Origin of the sequence: Aquibium carbonis (genome assembly GCF_003970795.1) — a bacterium.
Taxonomy (GTDB): Bacteria; Pseudomonadota; Alphaproteobacteria; order Rhizobiales; family Rhizobiaceae; genus Aquibium; species Aquibium carbonis.
Genome location: NZ_RWKW01000055.1, coordinates 1 through 14,669, shown reverse-complemented (window position 1 = coordinate 14,669; position 14,669 = coordinate 1). Strand labels below are relative to the sequence as shown.

General features: G+C 65.5%; 14 protein-coding genes and 1 pseudogene. 7 read left to right on the top strand and 8 right to left on the bottom strand.

Translation table 11 applies throughout. The features are described 5' to 3' along the window. Positions 1–4 precede the first annotated feature (4 nt). Positions 5–1,363 (top strand): MBL fold metallo-hydrolase RNA specificity domain-containing protein, encoded by a 1,359-nt coding sequence (locus tag EJC49_RS15255; RefSeq protein ID WP_126700799.1) that lies wholly within the window; start codon positions 5–7, stop codon positions 1,361–1,363. On the opposite strand, the gene EJC49_RS26210 is transcribed toward EJC49_RS15255, so the two are convergent. Next, on the bottom strand, positions 1,345–1,476 hold the full coding sequence (locus EJC49_RS26210) for a hypothetical protein (RefSeq protein WP_280960046.1): 132 nt from the start codon (positions 1,474–1,476) through the stop codon (positions 1,345–1,347). The two genes, EJC49_RS15255 and EJC49_RS26210, sit on opposite strands and share 19 nt — an antisense overlap. Here EJC49_RS26210 and EJC49_RS15250 point away from each other — a divergent pair. Together EJC49_RS15250 and EJC49_RS15245 are read left to right on the top strand one after the other, a co-directional pair. After that, complete coding sequence (locus EJC49_RS15250) at positions 1,459–2,895, top strand: thymidine phosphorylase family protein (RefSeq protein WP_245453418.1); 1,437 nt, start codon at positions 1,459–1,461, stop codon at positions 2,893–2,895. The genes EJC49_RS26210 and EJC49_RS15250 overlap by 18 nt on opposite strands. 43 nt (positions 2,896–2,938) lie before the next feature. After that, complete coding sequence (locus EJC49_RS15245; RefSeq protein WP_126700797.1) at positions 2,939–4,222, top strand: MgtC/SapB family protein; 1,284 nt, start codon at positions 2,939–2,941, stop codon at positions 4,220–4,222. A gap of 42 nt (positions 4,223–4,264) precedes the next feature. Here EJC49_RS15245 and EJC49_RS15240 read toward each other — a convergent pair whose 3' ends face one another. Together EJC49_RS15240 and EJC49_RS15235 are read right to left on the bottom strand one after the other, a co-directional pair. Further along, positions 4,265–5,545, bottom strand: coding sequence for a chromate transporter (locus EJC49_RS15240; protein ID WP_148106301.1), 1,281 nt, complete (start codon positions 5,543–5,545; stop codon positions 4,265–4,267). Continuing rightward, on the bottom strand, positions 5,542–6,366 hold the full coding sequence (locus tag EJC49_RS15235; RefSeq protein WP_126700796.1) for a chromate resistance protein ChrB domain-containing protein: 825 nt from the start codon (positions 6,364–6,366) through the stop codon (positions 5,542–5,544). The genes EJC49_RS15240 and EJC49_RS15235 overlap by 4 nt, the downstream gene beginning before the upstream one ends. A gap of 208 nt (positions 6,367–6,574) precedes the next feature. Here EJC49_RS15235 and EJC49_RS15230 point away from each other — a divergent pair, with 208 nt between their 5' ends. Beyond that, positions 6,575–6,940 (top strand): hypothetical protein, encoded by a 366-nt coding sequence (locus EJC49_RS15230; protein WP_126700795.1) that lies wholly within the window; start codon positions 6,575–6,577, stop codon positions 6,938–6,940. Positions 6,941–7,294: 354 nt separating this feature from the next. On the opposite strand, the pseudogene EJC49_RS15225 reads toward EJC49_RS15230, so the two are convergent. The 4 genes and pseudogenes from EJC49_RS15225 to EJC49_RS15210 form a co-directional block, all read right to left on the bottom strand. Next, positions 7,295–8,006 (bottom strand): annotated as a pseudogene (locus EJC49_RS15225) (HoxN/HupN/NixA family nickel/cobalt transporter). Between the two features lie 5 nt (positions 8,007–8,011). Continuing rightward, a complete protein-coding gene (locus EJC49_RS15220) occupies positions 8,012–8,440 on the bottom strand; it encodes a YqaA family protein (RefSeq protein ID WP_245453417.1) in 429 nt (142 codons plus the stop codon). A 145-nt stretch (positions 8,441–8,585) separates the two neighbouring features. Continuing rightward, positions 8,586–9,008: a hypothetical protein gene (locus EJC49_RS15215; protein WP_126700794.1), complete on the bottom strand. Its 423-nt coding sequence runs from the start codon at positions 9,006–9,008 to the stop codon at positions 8,586–8,588. Between the two features lie 130 nt (positions 9,009–9,138). After that, positions 9,139–9,807, bottom strand: a complete 669-nt coding sequence (locus tag EJC49_RS15210; protein ID WP_126700793.1) for a TetR/AcrR family transcriptional regulator — start codon at positions 9,805–9,807, stop codon at positions 9,139–9,141. A gap of 261 nt (positions 9,808–10,068) precedes the next feature. On the opposite strand from EJC49_RS15210, the gene EJC49_RS15205 reads away from it, so the two are divergent. From EJC49_RS15205 to EJC49_RS26285, 3 genes are all read left to right on the top strand, one after another. Next, positions 10,069–10,584, top strand: a complete 516-nt coding sequence (locus tag EJC49_RS15205) for a hypothetical protein (RefSeq protein WP_126700792.1) — start codon at positions 10,069–10,071, stop codon at positions 10,582–10,584. A 532-nt stretch (positions 10,585–11,116) separates the two neighbouring features. Beyond that, on the top strand, positions 11,117–12,991 hold the full coding sequence (locus EJC49_RS15200; RefSeq protein ID WP_126700791.1) for a heavy metal translocating P-type ATPase: 1,875 nt from the start codon (positions 11,117–11,119) through the stop codon (positions 12,989–12,991). 132 nt (positions 12,992–13,123) lie between these two features. Next, a complete protein-coding gene (locus EJC49_RS26285) occupies positions 13,124–13,516 on the top strand; it encodes a helix-turn-helix domain-containing protein (RefSeq protein WP_425358822.1) in 393 nt (130 codons plus the stop codon). On the opposite strand, the gene EJC49_RS15190 is transcribed toward EJC49_RS26285, so the two are convergent. Further along, positions 13,449–14,669: DUF3320 domain-containing protein (locus EJC49_RS15190; RefSeq protein ID WP_126700789.1), on the bottom strand; the 1,221-nt coding region annotated here is incomplete at its 5' end. The two genes, EJC49_RS26285 and EJC49_RS15190, sit on opposite strands and share 68 nt — an antisense overlap.

The window sequence follows — 14,669 nt, the reverse complement described above, 5'->3', positions numbered from 1 at the left end:
GACCATGCTGACACTCACCTGCCTCGGCGCAGCCGGAACCGTCACCGGCTCGAAACACCTCCTCGACAACGACGGAAGGCGCATTCTGATCGACTGCGGGCTGTTCCAAGGACTCAAGAACCTTCGCGAACTGAACTGGGAGCCCCTTCAGGCTGCCCCGTCTAGCATCGACGCCGTCGTGCTGACCCACGCCCATCTGGACCACTCAGGCTACCTCCCCAAGCTCGTGCGTGACGGCTTCAAGGGTCGCATCTACTGCACCCTCGCAACGCGGGACGTTGCCGAACTCATCCTCATGGACAGCGCCCACCTCAACGAGAAGGACGCGGATTATGCGAACCGCAAAGGGTTCTCGAAGCACCGCCCAGCGGTTCCCTTGTATGGGGTGCACGACGCCGAACGCGCGATTTCCCAGTTGACGCCGGTCGCCTTCGGCGAGCGGATCGCCCTGCCGGGCGGAGCCGCCCTCACTTTTCGCCATGCGGGCCACATACTGGGCGCCGCCAGCGCGGAGATCCTGTGGAACGGGCGCCGGATGGCGTTCTCCGGCGATCTGGGACGGTATTCGGACCCGGTGTTGCCTGATCCGGAGGCGATCCCCGAGGCCGACTACGTCGTGGTCGAGTCCACCTACGGAAACCGACGGCATGAACCGACGGATACCACCGACGCGCTCGGAAGCGTGATCGAAAGGACCGTCCAGCGCGGCGGCACGGTGGTGATCCCCGCATTCGCCGTCGGCCGCGCCCAGTCCCTGCTCTACCATCTCTGGAAGCTGAGGACTTCGGGACGGATCGCTGGCGTTCCCATCTATCTTGACAGCCCCATGGCGATCAACGCGACGGACCTCCTCCACGCGCACCGGGCAGATCACCGCCTTTCGCCGGAAGATTGCGCCAGCATCTGTTCGATCGCGACCTATACCCGCGACGTCGAGGGCTCCAAGGCAATCACCGCGAGTCCCTACCCCAAGGTCGTCATATCGGCGAGCGGCATGGCGACCGGCGGGCGGGTCCTGCACCACCTGAAGGCGTTCGCTCCCGACTCCAGAAACACCGTTCTGTTCTCAGGCTTCCAGGCGGCCGGGACACGTGGTCGCGCCATGGTCCAGGGAGGCAACGAGATCAGGATACACGGACAATGGATTCCTGTCCGTGCCGAGGTCCGGGACCTTTCGATGCTTTCCGCGCATGCGGACGCCGACGAGCTTATGCGCTGGCTCTCTCGCTTCAGGCGAAAGCCTTCGCGCGTGTTTATCGTCCATGGCGAGGACGAAGCGTCCGAGAGCCTGCGCGTGCGGATCGATCGCGAGCTCGGATGGGAAGCGACCGTGCCGCGTCAAGGTCAGGTCTTCCAGCTATGACCAAAACGCCTCCCGCCACTGCCGCCGTCCCGGAGCAGCCTGCCCTCCGTGTCAAACGGCTTGGTCTGCACACCCAGCACCAGCCGGTGATCGTCATGCACGTCGATTGCCATGTCTGCCGTTCCGAAGGACTTTCGGCCCGTTCGCAGGTGTTGGTGTCTAGCGGAAACCGCAGCGTCCAGGGCACTCTTTACCAGGTCGAGGGGGATGGCTTCTTGTCTCTCGACGAGGTCGGGCTGTCGGAAACCGCATGGGCCTTACTGCAAGTGTCTGAAGGAGACGACGTGCGGGTCACCCATCCGCCGGCGATCCAGTCTCTCGCCAATGTACGGCGCCGCATCTACGGCAGCCGCCTCGATGCCGGAGCTTTCTCGGACATCGTCCATGACGTGGTCGCCGGGCGCTATACGGAAGTGCAGCTCGCCGCGTTCCTGACGGCAAGCGCGGCCTTGCCGATGGACGAGGCTGAGACCGCGCATCTGACGGGCGCGATGATCGAAGTCGGAGACCGGCTTCAGTGGGACACGCCTGTCGTCGTAGACAAGCACTGCGTCGGCGGGCTTCCCGGCAACCGCACGACGCCCATCGTGGTCGCCATCGTCGCCGCGAATGGTCTGGTGATGCCCAAGACCTCGTCCCGCGCCATCACCTCTCCGGCGGGCACTGCGGACGCTATGGAAACCCTGGCCCCGGTTGACCTCGACATCGCAGCCCTGAGGCGGGTTGTCCAAGCGGAGGGAGGCTGTGTCGCATGGGGCGGAGCGGTTCACCTCAGCCCCGCTGACGACATCTTCGTACGGGTGGAGCGCGAACTCGACGTCGACACGGAAGGACAGCTGATCGCGTCCGTGCTGTCCAAGAAGATCGCCGCCGGTTCGACGCATGTTGTCATCGACATCCCGGTCGGTCCGACAGCGAAGGTCCGGAGCGAAGAGGCGGCAGCCCGGCTTGCGGGACGCATGACGGCGGTCGCTTCCCGGTTCGGACTCTCGGCGACCTGCATTCAGACGGACGGCTCGCAGCCCGTCGGCAAGGGGATCGGGCCAGCTCTCGAGGCGCTTGACGTGCTGGCTGTGCTCCAAGGCGTGCCAGATGCCCCCGAGGACCTCCACCACCGTGCAGCCGCGCTGGCCGGGGCAGCGCTGGAGATCGGCGGCAAGGCGGAAAGAGGGAGAGGCACGGCGCTGGCGATGGAGACGCTGGCGAGCGGCCGGGCATGGAAGAAGTTCGAGGCGATCTGCGAGGCGCAGGGCGGCCTGCGGGTCCCGCCGAAGGCCCCTCGTACCCATCCCGTGACGGCGCCGCGTGCGGGACGCGTCGTCCATATCAACAACCGGAAGCTGGCCCGGCTTGCGAAGCTCGCAGGCGCGCCGGACGCAAAGGCCGCGGGCGTGTACATGGACGTGCGGCTTGGCCACGAAATTGACAGAGGACAGCCGCTCCTTCACATCCACGCGGAGACCCCGGGCGAACTCGCCTACGCGCTCGACTACGCTGCCCATGCGGGGGACATCGTCGAGATCGAGCCGTAAGCTCCGGGATCGGGAGACCCGCGACCTGCATCGGACGTGATCCATGGATAGCCTGATACTGAGGCTCGGGCTGGCGCTCGCCATCGGCCTACTTGTCGGCCTCGAACGAGGCTGGCGGGAACGCGACCAGCCCGACGGAGGCAGGACGGCCGGCATCCGGACCTACGGAATCACCGGACTGCTCGGCGGCATCGTCGCCGCCCTTTCCCTCAGTCTCGATTCGCCTGCCGTGCTCGCCGCGGGCCTGCTCGCATTCGCTGCTGTCTTCGCCTGGTTCAAGATGCGTGAATCGATGGGCGACGGCAGCTTCAGCGTGACCGCCGTCGTTGCAGGACTCAGCGTGTTCTGCCTGGGGGCGCTGTCCGTCGCGGGCGATCCGCGCGTCGCGGCGGCAGGCGGCGCCGGTCTCGCTGCCGTCCTGGCCAGCCGGGAAGTTCTGCACGGCCTCCTGCGGCGGATATCCTGGATCGAGCTCCGGTCTGCGCTCGTGCTCGCGGTAATGACCGCGATCGTCCTCCCGCTCCTGCCAGCGCAGGCAATAGATCCCTGGGGAGGATTCAATCCCCGGCAGGTGTGGCTCTTCACGGTCCTGACCGCCGCGATCTCCTACCTTGGCTATATCGCCGTGCGGGCCTTGGGGACCACGCGAGGCGTACTCGTGGGAGGCTTGGCCGGGGCTGTCGTTTCCTCTACCGCTGTAACGGTCGCGCTGGGGCGGACTGCTGCCGGAGGAGCAAGCGCGCTGCCTCTCGCGGGGGCGGCGACGCTGGCTGCAGGCGTGTCGGTGCTGCGGGTGACCGGCATCGTCCTGGTGGTGGCCCCTTCGGTGCTCGGCGTGGCAGGCTTGTCGATCCTTGCCGCGGTCAGCGGCTTCGCCGCATGCGGCGCCTTGTTCATGATACGCGGCAGGCTGGAAGGCGACGCCGACCACCTGCCACGCAATCCATTCGATCTGCGCGCTCTGCTCGTCTTTGCCGTCTTCTTCGCGGTCGTCTCCACTATAAGCGCCGCGGTCGCGACGGAGAACGCGAGAGGAATGGTCGCGACTTCCGCGATATCCGGCATCTTCGACGTCGATGTCGCCGTCCTCAGCGCGATGCGGCTCCTTGGACAGCCTGCCGATCTCGAGACGGTCGGGCACGCGGTCCTGCTGGCGCTCGCCACCAACGCGACCGGGAGACTGGCGGTCGCCGCTGCGACCGGACCGATCCGCTTCTGGCTGCCGATCGCCGGGGCCACCGTCGTCGCCGGACTGCTAGGCTTCGCCGCCTTCACGGCCCTGCCGCATTTCGACCTGCAGCCGGGATTGCTCCCGCCCGGTTCCTGACGACGAGCAGGAAGCTTTCCAGAGCGTTCGGGCGGCGCCCGGTCATCCGCCGATCGCCAGGACCCACCCCAAGAAGCCAGAGATGAGTACCGCGAAGACGACGTTCAGCTTCGACTTCCAGAGATAGAGGACGGCAAGCGTCAACACGAATACAAGCATCCCGGACGGCAGCGATGGGAGGCGCTGGACGACGGCAACGGCCAGTTCCACCGTCGTGGCGGCGATCAGCCCGACGACCCCCGCCGCGACGCCTTCCAGGAAGCCATGCAGCGTCCTGTTCTCGACCACCCGTTCCAGCCGGTCGTATAGGATCAGCGAGAAGCCGAAGGCGGGCAGGAATATCCCGGCGGTCATGGCGACCGCGCCGAGCGGCCCTCCGGCGACATAGCCGACGAAGGTGGAGAAGATGATCAGCGGAGCAGGAAGGATTCCCGAGAGCGCGAGGCCGTCCAGGAACTGAGCATCGGTCATCCAGCCCCGGCCGACTGCGTCGTCGCGCAGGAATGGTATGGCGGTGTAGGCTCCCCCGAAGGTCAGGAGGCCCGCCTTCAGTCCGGCCAGGAAAAGGGCCCGCCAAGTGGCGGACTGGGTGGCCGCCTGCGCTGCCTGACTGGCCGCCGGGACCAATGGCTGAAGCAGTCCGTTTCCCGGGCCGACGAGGTACGCCACGGTCCCCGCGGCGGCCAGGACCGCAACCGCCAGCGCGACCTGCCGCTGCCGGGCCAGTACGTAAACGATGCCCGCAGCCGGAAGCGTGATCCAGAAGCTCGTGCCGAGGAGCGCCGCCAAGGCGCTCGCGACGCCGATTCCCCAAAGCCAACCGTCGAGCAAGATGTGTTCCCCGATCCTGTGGACCGCTCGCACGATCAAGGCGATGACCGCCACCTGGACGCCAAGGAAGATCGGTCCAAGCGTCGACTGGGTTATGTCAATCGTGAAGTAGAGCCACGACAAGGCGAACATCAGCACGAAGCCCGGCAACATGAATCCGAGACCAGCCATGAGGCCCCCGAGGCGCTTCCCTGCCAGCATGCCGATATGCACGCAGAGCTCGTGCGCTTCCGGTCCCGGCAGCACCTGGTAGACGGCAAGGAGGCGGTTGAAGCGGCCGCTGGACAGCCACCGCTCCTCGTCGACCAACTCGCGCCGGATCATTGCGATCTGGGCGACAGGCCCGCCCCAGGCGAGCAGCCCGAAACGGAGGAAGCGCACGAAGATCTGCCAAGGCGACAGCGCGGGTGGCGAAAGATCGGAGGTCTCGGCCGCGCCGACCTTTCCGGCGGCTTCGGTCTGAACCTGAGCGGAGGTCGGAGAGACGTTCATTTCGCGCCTCCCGACTTCGCGGAGGGCCAGTTGTGCGTCTCGCCCGTCGCGTCCCGCGCCCAGCGATAGAAGGCATCGTAGAGGGTCATCCCCGCATCGAGCTGCGCGAGATCGTCCGAGAACGTCCGAGAGAGGCCCAGCGAGGCGGCGAGCAATCCCGCCGCTTCCGGCTCAAGATCGAGGCGGCCCGTGTCGGCTCCCCTGACGACCCTCGCCAGCCGTAGAAGCGGCTCGGTGCCGAGTCCGAATTCCTCGACCATCACGTCGAACGTGCACAACTCGCCGCGGTGGCTCCAGAACACGTTCTCCACGTCGAAGGGAGCGGCACCGAACCTTTCGGCCACGGCCTCCACTTCCTGCGGGGCGACGAACAGGAAGACCGCCTTCGGATCGACGAAGCGGCGGATCAGCCAAGGGCAGGCGATGCGGTCGATCTTCGGGCGCGCCCGTGTCACCCAGACCGAGCGCCCTTTTCCGTCGCGGGACGGGATGCGCTCCTCGGGCACTGTGGGGAGACCCGCCGCGGTCCATGCCTCGAAGCCGCCTTCCAGCGCCTCCGCAGGAATGCCCTGGTGACGCAGCCATGCGGCCACGCCCTCGCTGAGTTTCCTGCCTTGCTGGCAGATGACGACCGCCTGCCGGGCGGCAAGGGTCCCGGCCCAGTCAGAAGCCGATCCGTGGGGCCTTCGAACCGCTCCGGGAACAAACCGCGGAGTGGCAGCGAAGTCCTCGTCCGTCCGCACGTCGATGAGCGTCGGGCAGCCGGGAGTTCCATAGAGACGTGATAGCTTGTCGACCGAAATGGTCGTGGGAGATGGCATGGCGCGTCCTCCGTTGCCGGATTAATCAGGACGCGATGCTTGGGCCGTAGCCTCGTGGGGAGACCGCGATCCCCATGCGCAATACATCGCGCCCGACGGGGCCGCGTGTCAAGCGCTGCCGCTCATGCTCCCCCAGAACAGCCTTGTGCCGGTCACCGCTGCCGATCAGGCTTGGTTTCAAGAGAGGTAGAAGCGGTTCGAGGTTCACATGTTGCTTGAATTGACCGACCACGACGCCGCGTCGATGGCGAGAGGTGGCCTCACGGATGTCTCGTTGGAAGTGATGCGTGCTTTCAGCGAAATGAGAAACATCGACGGACTCAAAAAGGCACTGCACACGCATCGCGACCAGATCGGCAGCGAGAGCCGCCCGGAAATCATCGCCGAAATCCGTGTTTTCCGTCAGTTCGTGATGGAAGGCGAAGCCATCGAGGCAGACGCAGGAACGGGCTACCTGCTTGATCTCGAACATCCCTTGATTGCGCAATGGACAAAGGGGGGCTACTTCATGTCGGAGAAGCGTGTAGCTGCCGCGAGACGCAGGATTGCTGAGACGAATGTCACGGGTAGCTAAGGCCAGGGCTGCAGTCATCGATAGCCGCCGCTACTGCCCCCGCCTGGCTGTCAAAGCTGCCTAGTGGACCATCCGGCCCAACCACGCTGAACGGTCCAACAAGTTTCCCGCCCTTGGCACGCGCGAAGACCCTATAGCCCTCCGGGATTCCCGCGAGGTGCATCTCTACCTCCTCCTGGTCGTCATCCGCAGGTTGTCGGGCATCATCATCGCCGAATCCTGGCATCGAGTCCTCTGCGCGCTTCGACAGCTTTTTCCTCCTACCGTTCCGGGAAGAGCTCACAACTTCCGATTTCGATGGCATTCAATGCAAACAGTCGCCGACTGCCCGAGCGGCTACGTTCGAAGAGGGGCTTATTCGAGCAATGCATTCGCGGCGACGGCGACAAGGACCATGCCCGCCGCCACCTGCACCATCCGCGTTACTACCTCGACCGCCCCGGGGACGTGTCGACAGGAGCCTCAGCAGCTGCTGCCTGAACAGAACCGCGGCCAGGGCGACCGCCGCAAGAACCAGCGCTACCCCGGCCATCATGACGGCGGCGAAGGCCACGCCCGCCTCCGGCACGCCCCGCGAGATCGCAAAGGTCATGACGAAGAGGGTCAGCGGGCACGGTATCAGCCCCGCTGCGAATCCTGCGGCCATTCCCTGACCGCGGGCATGTCCGGTCCCGCGGATACCCTGCCAGAGCATCCACAGCCCGATCACGCCGAGCAGCCCCCGGCTGACGTCCTCCAATAGCGGGGCTCGGCCGACGCTTCCCAGCGCCACGGAGACAAGCGGCAGCGACAGGAGCGCGATCAGAACGGACATGCCAACATGGACGAAGGAGAGCACCAGGGAGACGGTCAGCCCGCGCGGAACGCTCGCGGCCGACCCGGTCAGGTAGGTCGCCAGCACCGCCTTGCTGTGGTCTGGCGTGAGCGCATGGACGGCCCCGAACACGATGCCCATCGGGAGATAGGCCGCGAGCAGCGACCAGTCTCCCGTCTCCGCGAGCTCCCTGATACGGTCGGCGAAGGCCGGGTAGATTTCGCGCTGGATCGCAACGAGGTCCCGGAACAGCCACATCATGCCGCCAGCCCTGCCGTCGCCGCGGCGAGCACGACGTACCGTCCGGTCTTCGCGATCGCCACGAGCAGGAGGAAGCTCCAGAACGGCTCCCGGAGGACTCCTGCCGCGACTGTCAGCGCATCGCCGCCGAGCGGCGCCCACGACAGCAACAGGCTCCAGCGGCCCCACTTCCCGTACCACGCGGAAGCCCGGTCCAGCGAAGCGGCGGAAACGGGGAACCAGCGGCGGTTCCGGAAGCGCTCGGCCTCCCGGCCCAGCGCCCAGTTCAGGCAAGCCCCGAGCGTGTTGCCGACGCTAGCCACCGCCACCAGCAGAACAACAGGATATCCGGCTAGCTGCAGGCCGACCAGCACCGCCTCAGACTGTGCGGGCAGGACCGTCGCCGCCACGAAGGCGATTGCGAACAGCCCGCTGAGCGCGAGGATTCCTTCCACGCGGCGGTCAGCCTCTCGTCGGCCAGCTGGCGTGCAGGCCGTCAATGACGAAGGCATGCGCATGAGGGCGCCGTCCGCCCCCCTCCGAGAGGGATATCGTCAACGGTGGTGGCCACGTTCTCCCAAACATCTGCGTTCAATCTCGTCCGCGTTTCAGCGCCAACAGGGCAGCCGTGCCGAACGCCAGCAGGGACAGAAGCGAGATGAACCACAGGAAGTCGGACGCAAGGACGATGTTGCTGAACAGGAAACGCCCGAACGCCACGAGAACAGCGGCGGCTGTCGACCAATGAAGCCATCGCGCTCGCCCCGTCAGCGTGAAGGTCCCGATCCCCAGAAGGACGATCCCGAAACCGGCGATGAATCCGCCCCATGTCCGGAAGACGATGCGGAGCCAATCCAGGAACGCCGGAGGCAATGAACTGACGTCAATTCCGGTGTGACGGATGTCTTCCGGCAGGAGAGGCGGTCGGAGGAGCAGGAAAAATATCGCTGTTCCGAGGGTGAGGACGCCGAGGGCGACAAGCAGGGCGCCGCTCAGCCGATCCCCACGATTCATGACCCGGTCTCCTCGATCAACGCATGCCTAGGGCATTCGCACTTTGTCGCCGAAAGCAGGCATCTGCCGCACAGGTCGGTTGATGGAATGGCAAGCTGCCATGTCACGGCCTGTACATTCTTAACCCGGATCAAAGATTGCACTCTGGATCGCGTGAATCCTGCGCCAGCGGCCAGCGTTCGGAATCATTGTCTCGTTGGAGCGCCGTCATCCCCTCGGCAGCAAGCCTTCGGAATGCCGCATCCAAGGTCTCCGGTGGCAGCCTGGCGCCGCCATCAAGCCACCACGCCAGCATTCCCATGAACGCACCTGTGAGGAACTGAGCAGCGATCTCGGGCGGTATCCTGCCGACGTCCTCCGCGTCGCCGCCCTCCCCGCTTATGTCGGCGTCCACCACCGCATGGACGATGTCCCGGAGGGCGTTCAGGGAGACACCCCGTCCCCTGGTGCCAGCCAGGGCGCGATAGTGCAGCAGATGCTCCGAGGCATGCTCAAGCAGGGGCAAGACGAAAGAGAACCGATCGGCCGATAGATTTGCTCCTTCGACCAGACGCGCTTTCAGGTCTGCCAGCCCGCTTCGCTTCAGGTCGTCCTTGTTCGCGAAATGCAGGTAGAATGTCGACCGCCCCACGTCGGCCTTCCGGCAGACGTCATCGACGGTGATCGCATCGTAGTCCTGCTCCCTGACCAGTGACACCAGGGCGCGTTGAAGCGCCGCTCTGGTCCGCATGACCCGCCGGTCGCGGCGCTCCTTGGATCCGGTCGGCCTGACAGACAAATCGCCTCCATCGTCCAGCATCGGACATCAATCCCGGTCTGTTCGTTGATCTTATCGCGCAAAGCGTCCTCTGTCGCGCAGGTCCTTGGAACATGGAGCTTCTGAAATGAAAGACCGGCACGGCTATCCGGCAACTCCTCGATGGGTGATCCTAGGCGGGCTTGCGCTGGCACTGCTTGTCGGTGCGGCGGCCCTGATGACGTCTGGCGGCGGGCACGGTCCGGGACGTCATTTCCAGTCCGGCAGCAGCGAGGCGTCGTTCAAGGATGGAGATTCGTAGCGATGGGTCCCCGCCTCCGCCGATTGTTGCTGACGCTTCACGTCGGACTGTCCGTCGCATCGATCGGCGCCGTCGCCGCCTTCCTTGCGCTGGCGTCGGCAGCTCTGTTCGGTGCCGAAGGATTCGCGGTGCACGGCGCCTATGCGGGCGCTGGGATCGTTACCTGGTGGGTCATCCTTCCTCTGGTCGTTGCAGCACTTGTGACTGGCACGATACAGGCGCTCGCCACTCAATGGGGGTTGTTCAGGCACTATTGGGTGCTGGCGAAGCTGGTGCTCACCGCGGTGACCCTTGCCGTTCTGATCCTCCAACTGGGCGGTATCGAAACCGCCGCAAGCAACGCATCGGCCCGTGGACTGGCATCGCTTGGCAGCCTTCCGATGTCGCTGGCCCTGCACGCGACGGGCGGGTTGGCGGTACTGTCGATCGTAACCGCCCTGTCCATCTTCAAGCCCCAAGGGCTGACCCGGTACGGATGGCGGAAACAGAAGGAACGGTCTGGACAGCGTCGTCGGTGACGGCACCTCGCCGCTCCGGAGAAGGAACCAGGGCCACCCTTGCGGTTTGTGTAGCTAAACAGCGGCAACGCTGCCTGATGGCAGCGCGGCGGTATAGGCCTCGGCATTGCGAGCCCGGCGCAGTTTGATCAGTCCTGCCGAACGCCGTCCTGCAGGACCGGATCATTAATCCGCAATATCGCGCCTTCGCCCCCTTTAGCCTTGATCGCCAACCCAGTGTCGGCCACCTGTCGCAGACGGTCGTGGAGCGCGCGGCTAGTTTAGAGGGACGAGTTCAGCGATATCTGCGGAATTCGGTAGCAACCGCTGGCGGTTGCTACCGAATAGTGGGTTTTTCCATAGCGTCCCGAACTCCCCTTGAACAGGTAAGAGAGGCAGGCGTCGCCATGACGGCGTCCAACGAGGGCGACAGCGCGCCACAGGTCGATGCGTTGTTCCTACTTCGGGATGAAGGCGATAGCATCCGCTTCTGTCTCGTGGGACGAGTATTCGGGGATGCCGAACTGGCAGCAGTAGCAGGGGGCTGAGGGGCATGGAGCATTCGAGCGGGGACCGCCTGAAGACCGCGCTTCTGGTCATTGCACTTGTCGGGCTCGCCGGCGGGCTTACCCTGTATTTTGGCGGACGACCTGATGTTGCCTCGACGGTCTGGCTCCTTGGCGTCGTCCCGGTGCTCGCCGCGCTGCTCCTTGAAATCCTGCGCAGCCTGCTGCGCGGCGAGGTCGGGCTGGACATCGTCGCCGCGCTGTCGATGTCGGCCGCCCTGCTCTTCGGCGAGACGCTCGCCGCGGCCGTCGTGGCCGTCATGTACTCGGGCGGCACCTTCCTCGAAAGCTTCGCCGAGGGTCGGGCGCGGCGCGAGATGCGCGACCTGCTTTCGCGTGTGCCGCGCACGGCGACCCGTCTTCGCGACAGCGGCCTGGAGGAGGTTCCGCTCGAGGACATCGTTCCCGGCGACCGCCTTCTCATCCGTCAGGGCGACGTCGTTCCGGTCGACGGCACGGTGGCGTCTGCCTCCGCTTTCCTCGATACGTCCGCCCTGACGGGAGAATCCCTCCCGGCCCGCGCCGAGATGGGCGGCGACGCGATGAGCGGGTCGACCAATGCGGGCGAGGCATTCGACCTGATCGCAACGCGTCCGGCCAAGGACAGCACGTACGCGGGCATCGTCCGGCTCGTGGAGGAAGCCCAACGGTCGAAGGCCCCCATGTCGCGGCTGGCCGACCGCTGGTCGCTGGGTTTCCTTGCGGTCACCGTTGGCCTTGCCTTCGCAGCCTGGTGGTTCACGGGGGATCCGATCCGGGCCGTGGCGGTGCTCGTTGTCGCCACGCCATGCCCGCTGATCCTCGCTGTCCCGGTGGCGCTGGTAGCCGGGCTTTCGCGGGCAGCGCATTTTGGTGTGCTGATCAAGGGTGCCGGTCCGCTGGAGGCGATGGCGCGCACGCAGACGCTGATCCTGGACAAGACCGGGACGCTGACGGACGGGCGGCCGCAGATCGTCTCCGTCGACAGCCATATCGGGATGGAACCCGACGAGCTCCTCCGGCTCGCCGCCGCGCTCGACCAGGCCACGAAACATCCCGTCGCGCAGGCCATCGTCGCCGCGGCAAGGGCGCGCGGGCTATCGCTCCCCGTTCCGACGCAAGTGGCGGAAACTCCCGGTGAAGGGCTGGCCGGACAGGTGGAGGGCCGCCCGGTCGTCGTGGGCGGGCATGGCTTCGTCACCAGGCATGTCGGTGCGACGGCTGCGGAGCATCCGGCACTCGCCGCCGGATCAGTCCTCGTGGCCGTCGGTGTGGATGGAAGACTGGCGGGCCATCTGGTCATGGCCGACCCGCTTCGCGAAGGTACGCGAGGCATGCTCTCCGGCCTCCGCCGCCAGGGGATCGGGCGTATCCTTCTTGCGACCGGGGACCGCCAGGAGGTAGCCGAGCGCGTGACCGAGGGCCTCGGGCTCGACGGTATCCGCGCAGGTCTGACCCCGGACCAGAAGGTCCTGCTGGTGCTCACCGAGGGCAAGCGTGGCCCGGTGATGATGGTAGGAGACGGCGTGAACGACGCGCCTGCGCTGGCGGCAGCCGACGTGGGCGTCGCCATGGGCGCGCGCGGCGCGGCGGCATCTGCCGAGGCCGCCGATGTGGTGCTGCTGGTGGATCGCATCGACAGGCTGGGGCCTGGCATCGAGATCGCGTACGGCGCGCGCCGTATTGCGCTCGAAAGCGTCGTGGCAGGCATCGGCCTCTCCGTGCTCGGCATGGTGGCGGCTGCGCTCGGCTATCTCACGCCCGTGCAGGGAGCTTTGATCCAGGAGGCGATCGACGTCGCCGTGATCCTCAACGCGCTTCGCGCGCTCAGCATCTCCCCGGCCGACACATGGTCAGGTGAAACTGGGTCCGCGCCGACCTAGACGCGGCCTAAGAGGAGTCCCTCCTCCGCTCGGCGCGGACGAGGCGGAGCTGGAGACGGGTCGGGTTCCCGAGGCTTCCAGCCGGACTGCTGCTATTTCACTGGAGCCAGCGTGCTGTTTCCACGGTTCTTGATGGCTTCAAAGCGCGGCTATCGGATGCTCCGGATCAGACGTTGCTTCATCGCGGGAGCAGCCGGGCATCGCGGCTCCTTCTGGCTTCCTTCCCTTCGCCGACGTCCGCATCGCAGCCGAGCGCCGTCAGATCGAACGCGCTGGATCAGACCGGTCATCAAGGCTGCCGAACTCCTCGGCGTTGCCCGTACGACGCTGTGGGAGAAGATGACCGAGCTGGGATCGCGCATAGACTCGGTTTTTACCCGTGCGCTTGAGGTCGCGCCCTTCTGTATGACGGCGCGATCTCTCCAACTCAGAGCACACCCCATCTTGCCCAGGTCGACTATTGCAACGCTAGTGGCAACGAATGTGTCGTCGAGCTACCTTCTGACGGCTGCCTGTCCTCGATGATGATCAGCAATCCGTCGGCCGAACTGAACACGCCTGTGGTAGTCAGGTGAACGATGGCTGCGGTGACGGCATTTCTCAGCTGCGAACTTGTAGCCCTGAAGCCGAGCATTCGCGAAACTCGGGTTACGATCTCGTCTTCAGTTGCTCCCAGGTTCGACGCCACAACTTCGATCGCACCTTCCGCGATCTCCTCCATCGCGATCATTTCTGGCTTGCGCAGCCCGAGCGATGCCACTTGGCTTCGGTCCCTGAGTGTCACCGTCGCTCCGGGTTTGAACAGGAAGTCTCCCTTCCGTGAAACGGAACCGCGGCTCTCGGCGATGGTCAGCCCACGCTCGACAGCATCCTGGATACGTCCGCCGGCGCGCTGCAGGCCCCAAGCTTCTCTGATTCGGCACACTACCTCGTCGAGATGGACTGGCGCTTCCACCGCGACGACCTGCTCGACAAGTCCGGCCATCACCCCGGTCGGCGTCTCGTGCAACTCATACGATCCGGTGCGCTTCAACTCGGCTTCCGCATAGGCCCGCTGCGTCGTGTCGTCTTCCGGCACATCGGCCAAGCCGATCTCCGTCACCTCGCCGCGATCAACCGTGACGACCTCCACATTCACGGCCCGGTTCCTTTGGAATCCAAGTTCCATCCTGGCATCCAGTTCCTTCCTGGCGGCCTCGATCGCCGCGATTGTCCGCTCGAGCTGCTCGCGAGGGCGCTGGAACCAGTCAGGACTCCAGATGCGGTGGATGATCCATCCGTGGTCCTCGAGAACGGCCTGCCGAAGGCGGTCGCGGTCCCGAGCGGAGCGGGAGGAGTGGTAGGCAATACCGTCGCATTCGATGCCGAGGATGTACCTTCCGGGTCGTTCAGGATCGGCGATGGCGAGGTCGATGAAGAACCCAGCGATGCCGACCTGCGCGTGAACCTGATAGCCCTTCTCTATCAGCGCGTTGGCAACCTGTTCCTCGAACACGGAATCCATCTCGCGGGTGGTCGCCTGTGCCAAGGACAGCCTTCCCGTTCGAGCGTAATGCAGGAACAGCTTGAACGCGAAGACGCCCTTCCCCTTGCCGCGTTCCAGGTCGATGTCTTCATCGGTGATCGACGCATAGACCTCGCATCTGCGTTTTGCCCGGCTGATGAGGACGTTCAGCCG